The sequence below is a fragment of the Mycetocola sp. JXN-3 genome, assembly GCF_014522285.1.
Taxonomy (GTDB): domain Bacteria; phylum Actinomycetota; class Actinomycetes; order Actinomycetales; family Microbacteriaceae; genus Mycetocola; species Mycetocola saprophilus.
The window spans coordinates 3,329,333-3,342,370 of sequence record NZ_CP041635.1 but is presented as its reverse complement, the minus strand read 5'-3'; the positions used below and the strand labels follow the sequence as shown (position 1 = coordinate 3,342,370).

6 protein-coding genes and 3 rRNA genes are annotated in these 13,038 nt (G+C 60.7%); 7 read left to right on the top strand and 2 right to left on the bottom strand.

What is annotated here, in order from left to right; genetic code table 11:
• Nucleotides 1–101 precede the first annotated feature (101 nt).
• The 5 genes from C7C57_RS15150 to rrf all read left to right on the top strand — a co-directional run bounded on the left by C7C57_RS15150 (nucleotide 102) and on the right by rrf (nucleotide 8,288).
• Complete coding sequence (locus C7C57_RS15150) at nucleotides 102–848, top strand: polyprenol monophosphomannose synthase (protein ID WP_030149503.1); 747 nt, start codon at nucleotides 102–104, stop codon at nucleotides 846–848.
• A 19-nt stretch (nucleotides 849–867) separates the two neighbouring features.
• Nucleotides 868–2,367, top strand: coding sequence for a glycosyltransferase family 39 protein (locus C7C57_RS15145; RefSeq protein WP_187977046.1), 1,500 nt, complete (start codon nucleotides 868–870; stop codon nucleotides 2,365–2,367).
• 549 nt (nucleotides 2,368–2,916) lie between these two features.
• Nucleotides 2,917–4,439, top strand: a 16S ribosomal RNA gene (locus C7C57_RS15140).
• A gap of 443 nt (nucleotides 4,440–4,882) precedes the next feature.
• Nucleotides 4,883–8,002, top strand: a 23S ribosomal RNA gene (locus C7C57_RS15135).
• Between the two features lie 169 nt (nucleotides 8,003–8,171).
• Nucleotides 8,172–8,288 (top strand): 5S ribosomal RNA (rrf, locus tag C7C57_RS15130).
• Together the 16S, 23S and 5S rRNA genes form the textbook arrangement of a ribosomal RNA operon.
• Before the next feature lie 376 nt (nucleotides 8,289–8,664).
• Here rrf and C7C57_RS15125 read toward each other — a convergent pair.
• Together C7C57_RS15125 and C7C57_RS15120 are read right to left on the bottom strand one after the other, a co-directional pair.
• Nucleotides 8,665–9,357 carry a response regulator transcription factor gene (locus C7C57_RS15125; protein WP_187977045.1) on the bottom strand — a complete coding sequence of 231 codons (693 nt, stop codon included), beginning with the start codon at nucleotides 9,355–9,357 and terminating at the stop codon, nucleotides 8,665–8,667.
• A 104-nt stretch (nucleotides 9,358–9,461) separates the two neighbouring features.
• A complete protein-coding gene (locus C7C57_RS15120) occupies nucleotides 9,462–10,814 on the bottom strand; it encodes a sensor histidine kinase (RefSeq protein WP_187977044.1) in 1,353 nt (450 codons plus the stop codon).
• A gap of 215 nt (nucleotides 10,815–11,029) precedes the next feature.
• Between C7C57_RS15120 and C7C57_RS15115 the strand changes: the two genes are divergently transcribed.
• Together C7C57_RS15115 and C7C57_RS15110 are read left to right on the top strand one after the other, a co-directional pair.
• Nucleotides 11,030–11,692 (top strand): DUF4352 domain-containing protein, encoded by a 663-nt coding sequence (locus tag C7C57_RS15115; RefSeq protein WP_187977043.1) that lies wholly within the window; start codon nucleotides 11,030–11,032, stop codon nucleotides 11,690–11,692.
• A gap of 167 nt (nucleotides 11,693–11,859) precedes the next feature.
• Entirely contained in the window at nucleotides 11,860–13,005 is a 1,146-nt protein-coding gene (locus tag C7C57_RS15110) for an ROK family transcriptional regulator (protein ID WP_187978423.1), read from the top strand.
• Nucleotides 13,006–13,038: the final 33 nt, after the last annotated feature.

Below are 13,038 nucleotides of genomic sequence, written 5' to 3'. Positions count from 1 at the left end.
CGGCGTAAATCGCGAGTCACCACGATTTGCGGTGATACTGGTCTCCGGGGGTTTTCTTCGGATCCCCCGATTTTTGACTTTTTAACCCTGAAGGAGCACGGATGTCCGTCCGGACCGTCGTCATCATTCCGACCTACAACGAGCTGGTGAACCTCCCGCTGATTGTGGGCCGTGTGCGCGCGGCAACCCCCGAGGTAGACATCCTGGTTGTGGACGACAACTCCCCGGATGGCACCGGAACCCTGGCCGATGAGATGGCCGCCGCAGACTCCCACATCCACGTGCTGCACCGCACCGGCAAGGAGGGCCTCGGCGCCGCGTATAAGGCCGGATTCGCCTGGGGCTTCGAGCACGGCTATGAGCGGATGATCGAGATGGATGCGGATGGATCGCACCAGCCCGAGCAGCTCCCCGCCATGCTGGCCAAGGCCGATGAGGGCGTGGATCTGGTCATCGGATCCCGCTATGTGCCCGGCGGCAAGGTCGAGAACTGGCCGCTGCACCGCCTGATCCTCTCCCGTGGCGGCAGCACCTACGCCCGGATCATGCTGAAGCTTCCCGCCAAGGACGTGACCGGCGGGTACCGCGTGTTCAGCGCTCACGCGCTGCGCGAGTTGCACCTCGAGGACGTGCAGAGCGCCGGCTACAACTTCCAGGTCGACATGCTGTGGCACGCACACCGCGCCGGGCTCTCGATCGCCGAGGTGCCGATCACCTTCGTCGAGCGGGTGCACGGTCGCTCCAAGATGAGCGGCAACATCGTGTTTGAGGCCATGTGGCGGGTCACCGTCTGGGGCTTCTCCGAGCGCTTTGGTAAGGGTCGCGCCGCGCGCCGCGCCGCCAACTAACCTCCTCATGCGAGTGCCCGTGGCTACTCGGCAAATCCTGACCGCGATTGGTCTGGGCGTGCTGGCCACGGGCATTTCTGCGTTCCGCTCGGGCACCCCGTCGTTTTGGGCGGACGAGTTTGCCAGCGTGCTGGCGGCCCGGCGCTCGCTTCCTCAGCTGTTTGACCTCTTCGGGCACGTGGATATCGTTCACGGCGTCTACTACCTGCTGCTGCGGGTGTGGACCGACGTGTTTGGGATCGGCGAGTTTGCCGTGCGCTTCCCCTCGGCCCTGGCCATCGGTGTCGCGGCCGCCGGGCTCTGGATGCTGGTTGCCCGGCTCTCCCGGCCCGGGATCGCGACCCTGGCCACGCTGATCTTCGCGATTCTTCCCCGCGTCACCCTGATCGGAACCGAGGGCCGCGGCTTCGCGCTGGCCCTGGCGCTGCTGGTGTGGGCGATTCTGCTGCTGGTGGTGCTGCTGGAGCGACCAATGGTGCGCCGACGCGACTGGGTCTGGTGGTCGGTGCTGGTGGCTGCGGGCATTGCGGTCTTTATGTACACCCTGCTGGTGTGGATCGCGGTGTTCGCCTGGGTGTGGTGGGTGCATCGCGAAAAGCTGCGGACGCTGGTGCGTTTTGGTGCCCTGGCGGTGGCGATCGCCTCGCCGGTGGTCATCGGCGGGATCCTGCAGGCGGGGCAGATCGGCTGGGTGGATAACACCGGTATCTCGTTCGACTCGGTTTTTGTGACCCTGTGGTTCGGATCACCGCTGCTGGCCGGCGTCGGCTGGGTGCTCATGCTCTGCGCGGGAATCTCAGTGCCGGCCGCGTTGCGTACGCATGGGGGAGGGCCCGAACGAGCGCTCCTGTTGCTGGCCACCGGCTGGGCGCTGGGTCCGCCGCTGCTGCTTCTGCTGGTGAGTGTGGTCTATCCCACCTTTGTCCCGCGCTATCTGGCGCTGGGTACCCCGGCCGTCGCCATTCTCATCGCGCTGGGGATTTCGGCGGCGATCCGGTTCGTCCTGCGTCCGTTCATCGGCACCGCGGTAATGGCGCCGACGCGCATCCGTGTACCGAGGGCCATTCTGGGGAGCCTGGCAGTGCTGCTGGTCGGAGCTCTCGCGCTGCCCGGCTATCTGGATCAGCGTGCGCCCCTGGCTAAGGGTTCGGACGCCCGTCAGGTTGCCGAGTACATCGGTGCCCACGCACGGTCTGGGGATAGCGTCGTGTTTGACCTGGACCGGAATCCGAGTGCGAGCCCGAGGCGCGGCCTCAGCGTGTACCCGGAGCACTATGCGGGACTGCGCACCCCGGGGGTTGTGCACACCTACCTCGAACTCGGTGGGTTCAACGATGAGGTGCTTCCGGTGGCCGATACCGTGATCGACTCGGAGTCACGCGTGCTCTGGCTGGTTGTGACGCAGCCGCAGCGGGAGCGACGCGCCCAACGGAGCATCGCCGCACTGGCCGCCCAGGGGTTTTCGCCTGCGGGTGAGCACATCCTCGGTCGCAGCGTCGTTGTGGAGCTGCGACGCTAATCCGCGGTTTTCCGCGGAAGTGTCGTTCCGACACGCCACTATTCGGCCCGGATTTGCCCGAACCCTGGAACCTGCGTAAAGTAATACTCATCACCCCAAAGGTGCGGCTCGCTAGAGCGGCCGGCCTCAAGCGGGATCATCCCCATACTTCAACACGCCGGACTTGTTCTGTGCTTGGTTGTGTGGCAGGATTGAAACTCATCCGCTTCACGGATGCCCCACTCACAATCTGATTCTTTATCGGTTGTGGAAGCGAGTTTGTGAAGAGATGATGTGATGTGGTCACCCCTAGTTAGAAGCCATGTAGTTTTTGTGTGGTGGATGTGGGGAGTGTGTGATCCTTGAGAACTCAACAGCGTGCACAATGTCAAATGCCAAAAACCTCGGCATCACTTTTAGTGATGTGGAGATTCCTTTGGAAACATTTTAAACAAACAAAGCAAGTCAGTAATGATTTGTTCTGTCAGTTTCAAACTCGCATCGTTTGCTCTTTTTCCGGGTGGACGGTGCAATCAAATGTCCCGGTCTTTGAGATCGTGGAGATAAACATTTACGGAGAGTTTGATCCTGGCTCAGGACGAACGCTGGCGGCGTGCTTAACACATGCAAGTCGAACGATGAAGCTGGAGCTTGCTCTGGTGGATTAGTGGCGAACGGGTGAGTAACACGTGAGTAACCTGCCCTCCACTCTGGGATAAGCGCTGGAAACGGCGTCTAATACCGGATATGAATCTCCACCGCATGGTGGGGGTTGGAAAGAATTTCGGTGGGGGATGGACTCGCGGCCTATCAGCTTGTTGGTGAGGTAATGGCTCACCAAGGCGACGACGGGTAGCCGGCCTGAGAGGGTGACCGGCCACACTGGGACTGAGACACGGCCCAGACTCCTACGGGAGGCAGCAGTGGGGAATATTGCACAATGGGCGCAAGCCTGATGCAGCAACGCCGCGTGAGGGATGACGGCCTTCGGGTTGTAAACCTCTTTTAGTAGGGAAGAAGCGAAAGTGACGGTACCTGCAGAAAAAGCACCGGCTAACTACGTGCCAGCAGCCGCGGTAATACGTAGGGTGCAAGCGTTGTCCGGAATTATTGGGCGTAAAGAGCTCGTAGGCGGTTTGTCGCGTCTGCTGTGAAATCCCGAGGCTCAACCTCGGGCCTGCAGTGGGTACGGGCAGACTAGAGTGCGGTAGGGGAGATTGGAATTCCTGGTGTAGCGGTGGAATGCGCAGATATCAGGAGGAACACCGATGGCGAAGGCAGATCTCTGGGCCGTAACTGACGCTGAGGAGCGAAAGGGTGGGGAGCAAACAGGCTTAGATACCCTGGTAGTCCACCCCGTAAACGTTGGGAACTAGATGTAGGGTCCATTCCACGGATTCTGTGTCGCAGCTAACGCATTAAGTTCCCCGCCTGGGGAGTACGGCCGCAAGGCTAAAACTCAAAGGAATTGACGGGGGCCCGCACAAGCGGCGGAGCATGCGGATTAATTCGATGCAACGCGAAGAACCTTACCAAGGCTTGACATATACCGGAAACGTCCAGAGATGGTCGCCCCGTAAGGTCGGTATACAGGTGGTGCATGGTTGTCGTCAGCTCGTGTCGTGAGATGTTGGGTTAAGTCCCGCAACGAGCGCAACCCTCGTTCTATGTTGCCAGCACGTAATGGTGGGAACTCATGGGATACTGCCGGGGTCAACTCGGAGGAAGGTGGGGATGACGTCAAATCATCATGCCCCTTATGTCTTGGGCTTCACGCATGCTACAATGGCCAGTACAATGGGCTGCGATACCGCAAGGTGGAGCGAATCCCAAAAAGCTGGTCCCAGTTCGGATTGAGGTCTGCAACTCGACCTCATGAAGTCGGAGTCGCTAGTAATCGCAGATCAGCAACGCTGCGGTGAATACGTTCCCGGGCCTTGTACACACCGCCCGTCAAGTCATGAAAGTCGGTAACACCCGACGCCGGTGGCCTAACCCCTTGTGGGAGGGAGCCGTCTAAGGTGGGATTGGTAATTAGGACTAAGTCGTAACAAGGTAGCCGTACCGGAAGGTGCGGCTGGATCACCTCCTTTCTAAGGAGCATCTGGCAACCATTGGTTGTCCAGGCGCCAGTTCTGAGCAAACGTCTCAGCTGGTAGCTCATGGGTGGAACATTTGATATTTCCGTGCTGAAAGCATGGTGTTGTTAGTACGCTTCTTTGGAAGTTGGAACAGAGCATTATGTGGAAGGTCGGGTGCACGTTGTTGGGTCCTGAGGGATCACTCAAGGCGGTAACGTCTTGTTGATACCTTCGGACCAAAGCTTGTGAGGCAGGAGTCGAACTTAGTGTTTGATGGTTTTACATGTTTTGGTATCGACCGTACGTTGAGAACTACACAGTGGACGCGAGCATCTTAAGAATTACATCTCTTCGGGGATGTGGTTCATGATAAAGATGATCTTTATAGATCATTGGTCAATTTCTGAAAAAGTTTACTTTTATTAGTTTTTTGATCGATTTTTATACTCATGTGATTTCAAATTTTTAAGAGCAAACGGTGGATGCCTTGGCATCTGGAGCCGAAGAAGGACGTAGTAATCTGCGATAAGCCTCGGGGAGCTGATAAACGAGCTGTGATCCGAGGATGTCCGAATGGGGAAACCCCGCCACGGGCTGCAAGGTTACGTGGTGACTCCCGCCTGAATATATAGGGCGGGTAGAGGGAACGTGGGGAAGTGAAACATCTCAGTACCCACAGGAAGAGAAAACAACAGTGATTCCGTTAGTAGTGGCGAGCGAACGCGGAAGAGGCTAAACCGGGCATGTGTGATAGCCGGCAGGCGTTGCATGTTCGGGGTTGCGGGACTTTCCGTAGTGATCTGCCGATCACTGAACATTAGAGAGCGGTATAGACGAATGGTCTTGAAAGGCCAGCCAGAGTGGGTGCCAGCCCCGTAGTCGAAATGCTGTAATCGTGTGGAGAGTATCCCAAGTAGCACGGGGCCCGAGAAATCCCGTGTGAATCTGTCAGGACCACCTGATAAGCCTAAATACTCCCAGATGACCGATAGCGGACAAGTACCGTGAGGGAAAGGTGAAAAGTACCCCGGGAGGGGAGTGAAATAGTACCTGAAACCGTTTGCTTACAAACCGTCGGAGCGCCCTTGTTGGTGTGACGGCGTGCCTTTTGAAGAATGAGCCTGCGAGTTAGTGATATGTGGCGAGGTTAACCCGTGTGGGGAAGCCGTAGCGAAAGCGAGTCTGAATAGGGCGATTCAGTCGCATGTCCTAGACCCGAAGCGAAGTGATCTATCCATGGCCAGGTTGAAGCGTGTGTAAGAGCACGTGGAGGACCGAACCCACTTAGGTTGAAAACTGAGGGGATGAGCTGTGGATAGGGGTGAAAGGCCAATCAAACTTCGTGATAGCTGGTTCTCTCCGAAATGCATTTAGGTGCAGCGTTGCGTGTTTCTTGCCGGAGGTAGAGCTACTGGATGGCCGATGGGCCTCACCAGGTTACTGACGTCAGCCAAACTCCGAATGCCGGTAAGTGAGAGCGCAGCAGTGAGACAGTGGGGGATAAGCTTCATTGTCGAGAGGGAAACAACCCAGACCACCATCTAAGGTCCCTAAGCGCGTGCTAAGTGGGAAAGGATGTGGAGTTGCAGAGACAACCAGGAGGTTGGCTTAGAAGCAGCCACCCTTGAAAGAGTGCGTAATAGCTCACTGGTCAAGTGATTCCGCGCCGACAATGTAACGGGGCTCAAGCACGCCACCGAAGTTGTGGCATTAATATTATGGTAGGCCTTCGTGGTCCAGCCGTATTGATGGGTAGGAGAGCGTCGTGTGGCCAGTGAAGCGGCGGTGTAAACCAGCCGTGGAGGCTACACGAGTGAGAATGCAGGCATGAGTAGCGAAAGACGGGTGAGAAACCCGTCCTCCGGAAGACCAAGGTTTCCAGGGCCAGGCTAATCCGCCCTGGGTAAGTCGGGACCTAAGGCGAGGCCGACAGGCGTAGTCGATGGACAACGGGTTGATATTCCCGTACCGGCGAAGAACCGCCCAAGCTAATCCAGTACTGCTAAACGTTTCGAAGCCGTTTTGATTGATCCCTTCGGGGTGAGACGAGGCGGGGACGCACGTGACCCGATCTGGTGCGGTTAGCGTATTAACAGGTGTGACGCAGGAAGGTAGTCGGTCCTAGGCGATGGTTGTCCTAGGCCAAGAGTGTAGGCCGAGAGATAGGCAAATCCGTCTCTCATATAAGGCTGAGACTTGATGGGGAACCCGTAAGGGTATGATCCGATGATCCTCTGCTGCCAAGAAAAGCATCGACGCGAGGTTCTAGCTGCCCGTACCCCAAACCAACTCAGGTGGTCAGGTAGAGAATACTAAGGAGATCGAGATAATCACGGTTAAGGAACTCGGCAAAATGCCCCCGTAACTTCGGGATAAGGGGGGCCTGGCGCGTGAACACTCTTGCAGTGGGTAGCGTGTTTGGGCCGCAGAGACCAGTGGGAAGCGACTGTTTACTAAAAACACAGGTCCGTGCTAAGACGCAAGTCGATGTATACGGACTGACGCCTGCCCGGTGCTGGAAGGTTAAGAGGAACGGTTAGCCGCAAGGCGAAGCTGAGAATTTAAGCCCCAGTAAACGGCGGTGGTAACTATAACCATCCTAAGGTAGCGAAATTCCTTGTCGGGTAAGTTCCGACCTGCACGAATGGCGTAACGACTTCCCAGCTGTCTCAACCGTGAACTCGGCGAAATTGCATTACGAGTAAAGATGCTCGTTACGCGCAGCAGGACGGAAAGACCCCGTGACCTTTACTACAGCTTGGTATTGGTGTTCGGTGTGGCTTGTGTAGGATAGGTGGGAGACGTTGAAGCGGACACGCTAGTGTTTGTGGAGTCGCTGGTGAAATACCACTCTGGTCATATTGGATATCTAACTTCGGACCGTGATCCGGTTCAGGGACAGTGCCTGGTGGGTAGTTTAACTGGGGCGGTTGCCTCCTAAAAAGTAACGGAGGCGCCCAAAGGTTCCCTCAATCTGGTTGGCAATCAGATGGCGAGTGTAAGTGCACAAGGGAGCTTGACTGTGAGACTGACAGGTCGAGCAGGGACGAAAGTCGGGACTAGTGATCCGGCAGTGGCTTGTGGAAGCGCTGTCGCTCAACGGATAAAAGGTACCTCGGGGATAACAGGCTGATCTTGCCCAAGAGTCCATATCGACGGCATGGTTTGGCACCTCGATGTCGGCTCGTCGCATCCTGGGGCTGGAGTAGGTCCCAAGGGTTGGGCTGTTCGCCCATTAAAGCGGTACGCGAGCTGGGTTTAGAACGTCGTGAGACAGTTCGGTCCCTATCCGCTGCGCGCGTAGGAAATTTGAGAGGATCTGACCCTAGTACGAGAGGACCGGGTTGGACGAACCTCTGGTGTGTCAGTTGTTCCGCCAGGAGCATTGCTGATTGGCTACGTTCGGGATGGATAACCGCTGAAAGCATCTAAGCGGGAAGCCGGCCTCGAGATGAGATTTCCATCCTTTTAGGGAGAGGCTCCCAGTAGACTACTGGGTTGATAGGCCGGATGTGGAAGCGAGGACTAAAGACTCGTGGAGCTGACCGGTACTAATAGGCCGATAATTTGATAATCATTACATGCACACTGTTTTTAAAGGTTGGTGTGTGTGGTCCAGAGTATGTTTCGCGTCCACTTTGTGGTTCTTGATGTATGAGTCGAGAACAATATAGCTGTCACAGGCTGCCTAACATGTTTGGGTGGTGTGTGATGGCCGTGTTGTTGGAGATATGTCAATAGTGTTTCGGTGGTTATAGCAAGAGGGAAACGCCCGGTTACATTCCGAACCCGGAAGCTAAGGCTCTTTGCGCTGATGGTACTGCAGGGGGGACCCTGTGGGAGAGTAAGTCACCGCCGGACTTCTTTACAACACATGTGTGTGTTGCAGGTTGAGAGCCCTGGCCTTATGGTCGGGGCTTTCCTTGTTTAACAGCACTATCGTGGTGCTGCGGCTGGTGTTTCTATCTGGTGCTGGTGTGATGTGATGCTGGCTGGTGGCCTTGTCCTGTGAGGGTGGGGCTTTTTGTGTTTAACCCGGGCGATGGGGTGTGTGCTGCTGGGGTTGTGGGCCTTGCCGGGAAGCGGCAGGGCCTTTTGTGTTTAATGCGGAGCTGTGGGGGGTGCATGCTGCCGCGGCCGGTGGCCTTGCCGGGGAGGGCCGGGCCTCCGGTTCGGGAGGTGCACTCAGACTTGAACTACGGGCTCGGGACTACGAGCTCAGGGCTCTGGGTGTGGGTTAGTGGTCGAGGCCGGAACGGGCGACCAGGACCGCGATCTCCGTACGGTTACGCGCACCCAGTTTGAGCTGGATGTCCTGCAGGGTCGACTTGACCGTCGAGTCGGCGATGAAGAGCCGGCGACCGATTTCCGCGTTGGAGGAACCATCCAGCAGGGCGAAGGCAATGTCGCGTTCGCGCGGGGAGAGCAGGTCGATGCTCTGTCGTGCCCGCTCCTGCGGGGCACCGGCGCCGCCGGCGCGAACCCAGTCGGCCAGATGATTAGCGCTGCGCGGTGACAGCGCGGTCTCGCCGCGGGAGACCCCGCGGATCGCGTTGGTAATCGCATCGGGGCCGTCGGACTTGAGGATAAAGCCCGCCGCACCCGCGGCGATTGCATCAACAACCCGCGGACCATCATCGAAGGAGGTCATCATCACAAACTGGGGAGGAACCGGGAGGCCCTGGGCGATCGTCACCGCGGCTACACCGTCGATGCCGGGCATCCGCACATCGATCAGGACAACATCGGGCCGAAGCTGGGTACAGGCGGCCATGACATCGGCGCCGTCCATCCGGGATCCCACCAGGCGGAGGTCCGCGGTGGCCGACAGGATGCTCTCGATTCCGGTGTGCACGAACGGATCATCATCGATCACAAGCACGTCAATGTGCTGAACACCCGAAGGATTTGAAGCGCTGCCTGAAGTCACCCCTTGATTCTAGGGCGTACATCCGGTGCTGGGAGGCTATCGAGGCCGGGGAGTGCGGCCCGTGACGCACGGACGTTGGGCGCTCTCCGTGCTGCGCTGGTCCGTTAGGCGGGGAACGGGGCGGCCGGGGCGTCGTGGGCGGCGGGCTCCGGGGGGATCCAGGGAAGCCAGGCGTAGATACCGTAGACGCCGTTGTCGTCGGTACGGGCGGTGAGGGTGCCGCCCAGTAGCTGGGCGCGTTCGGTCATTCCGGTCACCCCGTGCCCGCCGCCCACGGACGTCGGGGTGAGGCCCTCGGGGGCGGGATTGGTAAGGGTGAGGGTGAGACCCGCCCCCGGGCCTCCGCGCAGCGAGAGCGAGACCGTCTGCCCCGGCGCGTGGCGCCGCGCATTGGCCAGCGCCTCCTGCACGATTCGATAGCAGGCGTGCGCAACCCGGGGGTCGCAGCCCGCGGCATCAGAGAGAAAAACATTGGAGACGATCCCGCCGGGGAGGGCCTCGGCGGCCTCAATCAGGTCGGGGAGATCGGCAAGCGAGGTACGCCCGGAGGTGATCCGAGCGCCCCGCGCCTGGGCCGGGTCACGCAGCACGTCCACCACATAGCGCAGATCGTCCAGGGAGCGCTGTGCGGACTCCCGCACCACGCTTGCGGCTCCGGCCAGGGCGGTGTCGCTCTCGCGGGCGTTGACCTCCAGGGCACCCGCGTGCAGGGACAGCGTGGACAGGCGCGAGGCCAGGGTGTCATGGATCTCCCGGGCCACCTCCTGACGCTCCCGCTGCCGGGTGACCTCGTCGCTCAGGGTTGCGGCACTCTGCCGGGTGTCCTCAACCTCAACCAGCGCGACATCGCGCTCGGAACGAGCCCGCAGGATCAACCCGGTCGAGGCGAAGGGCAGCATGAGTAGAAAGACCGACAGCGGTACCGCCCAGGGCAGGGACGCCAGCACCGCCTCGGGCCCCGCGCCCCGTCCGGCAAACCCGGAAACCAGCGAGTTTGAGACCGCCTGCGAATCCCAGCGGGTCGCCACCCCACAGGCCAGGGCAACGGCCCCGGTCAGGATCCACACCCAGGGCCCGCGTCGGCGATGCAGGACCGATACCAGCGCGATCAGCGCCGGAATGGGGGTGGTGGGCAGCAAAATGGCGATGGCCGCCGCAATCGCGGTCACCAAATAGGGCCACCGGGTGCGCCAGACGAGAAGAATCGAGGCGCCGACCATCAGCAGGGCGCCCACGCCGGCGGCCACCGCGATGCCGGGACTGGCCGGTGGAATTCCCCGGTCGGCATCGCCGAGGTGCTGGCCCAACGGGATGATCGAGAAGAAGATTCCGAGGGTCACCCAGACGGTGGTGACCAGCCCACGCAGAAACGCCCGTCCACGAGTACCGGCACCGGCGCGAACACGGTTTGGCTGCGGCGCACCGGACGGCGGCAATGGGGGCGGGGGAGTGGTCATGCACCTCATCGTATGGCAGCGGGCACCCTGCCCGCGGCCCCCGGGTGGCGGGAGTGTGGCGGGGTGGCATTCCCCCCGAACGGCGGGAGGGTTCGGCCCGTTCGGTGGGTGCGCGGTGATCGTCGCCGCTGGTTGGCTGGGAACCACAGCAAGACACGGCCCGGGTCGCCTCGACAACCGGTATCGCCGCCCCAGACACGAAGGACAGAATCACCATGAGTGCTCCGCAGAACACCCTCCCCGCCCCCGACAACTCGGCACCGAACGGTGCGGCACCGGCCAAGCGTCGGAACTGGTTCGCCCGCCACAAGGTCCTGACGGTTCTGGGCATCATCGCGGCCATCATCGTCATCTCGAGCATCGCCGCCGGGGGTGGCGGGAAGTCCAAGCCCGCTCCCGAGGGCAAGCCCGCGGCCGGGGCCCCCGCGGGGGAAGCGGTAGCCGGGGAAAAGCCCGCCGAGGAAAAGCCCAAGGACACGCTGCCCGGGATCGGTGAGGCGGTCACCGCCGGCTCGATGGAGTTCACCGTCACCGGGGTTGAGGAGGCGGGCACCACCGTGGGTGGCCAGTACCTTTCGGCCACCGCGCAGGGGCGTTTTGTGCGTGTCGCGCTCTCGGTGAAAAATGTTGGAGACAAGCCCGAAACATTCCTGGTGAACTTCCTCAAGATCGAGGATGCCCAGGGTCGTAGCTTCAACGCGGACAGCAGCGCCACCATCTACGACACCAGCTCCGCCGACACCTGGATCTCCGAGATCAACCCGGGCAATTCCGTGACCGGATCGGTGATTTTTGATCTGCCGGCCGACGCCGAGCTGAAGACTCTGAGCGTGTCCAACTCGGTCTGGGGCGGGGCCAAGAAGATCGCCCTGGGCTAGGCCCACCACCCTCATTCCGGCCGTCCCTCGGGGCGGCCGGAATGTTTTCGGTCTGTAACGTTTGTGTTAACGACCCCAAAAAACACTTGCTGTTAATTTGTTCGTAAGCTTTACTAACAAACATGACTCACGGAGTAGACACCGATCGCAACGCAGCGGTAGGACGCATGACCCGCGCCGGCGGCGGCCTGCGCGGCCTGCGCCCCACCGCCAAGGTGCTGCCCGAGCATGCCCGCAGCCACAACCGTTCACTCGTGCTTCAGCAGCTCTACCGCACCGAGGGCCTCAGCCGCGCGGACATCGCCCGCAGCACCGGTCTCACCCGGGTCACCATCTCCGATCTGGTGGGGGAGCTGATCGGCGAGGGGCTGATCACCGAGCTCGGCCAGCGCGAGGACGCGCGTCCGGGAAAGCCCGCGACCCTGCTCGCCCTGAACGTTCACGCCTTCCACCTGATCGGGATGGACCTCTCCGACAAGGTGGCCTTCCACGCGGCCCGGTTCGACCTCGGCGGCACGATCATCGAGCGGATCTCCGCTCCCCGCGGCACCGCGGTGGGCGAGGACGCCCTGGAAATCGTCTATGCGCTGGTGGAGCGTCTCCTGCGCGATGAGACCTCACCGATTCTCGGGATTGGCGTGGGCAGCCCCGGTGTGGTCGACGGCGAGGGCCGCATTCGCACCGCCCCGAACCTCGGCTGGCACGACCTGCCCCTGCGTGATCTGCTGGCCGAGCGCTTCGAACTCCCCGTCACCGTCGCCAACGACGCCAACGCCGCGGTGCTCGCCGAGCACACCTTCGGAAGCCAGGACGCCGCGAGCGACCTGATCCTGATTCAGATCGGGGCCGGTGTGGGTGCCGGCCTGATCGTGGACGGCGCCCCGGTTTCGGGCAGCCGTTCGGCCGCCGGTGAGATCGGTCACGTCGTGGTGGGCACCGACGGCGGCCCGCGCTGCGCGTGTGGCAAGGACGGCTGCGTCGAGGCCTGGGTGGCCGCCGGCCGCCTCGCCGAACAGCTTGAGCAGGCCGCGGATCCCGCCGCCGCCGAAGCCCTGTTGGCCGCCGCCGGTGAGCGCCTGGGCATCGCCCTGGCCCCCGTGGTTGGCGTGCTCAACCTCTCCGAAATTGTCCTCAGCGGACCCACCACACTTCTCGAGGGCGCGTTTGCCGACGCGGTCCTTGAGACCATTCGTCAGCGCACAATCAGCGATATCCATGCTGAATTGACGCTGCGTATGACCGCGCTAGGCCAGGACATCGTCCTGCGTGGCGCGGCCGTTCTCGTCCTCTCCGGACAGCTCGGAGTTTCATAGCCGAGAAACACAACCGATCACATGATCACCTCG

Bases quoted from the DNA above. Each gene is read 5' to 3' on its own strand.
- C7C57_RS15150 (WP_030149503.1), top strand. From the start codon at position 102: ATGTCCGTCCGGACCGTCGTCATCATTCCGACCTACAACGAGCTGGTG.
- C7C57_RS15120 (WP_187977044.1), bottom strand. From the start codon at position 10,814: ATGACCACTCCCCCGCCCCCATTGCCGCCGTCCGGTGCGCCGCAGCCA.
- C7C57_RS15115 (WP_187977043.1), top strand. From the start codon at position 11,030: ATGAGTGCTCCGCAGAACACCCTCCCCGCCCCCGACAACTCGGCACCG.
- C7C57_RS15110 (WP_187978423.1), top strand. From the start codon at position 11,860: ATGACCCGCGCCGGCGGCGGCCTGCGCGGCCTGCGCCCCACCGCCAAG.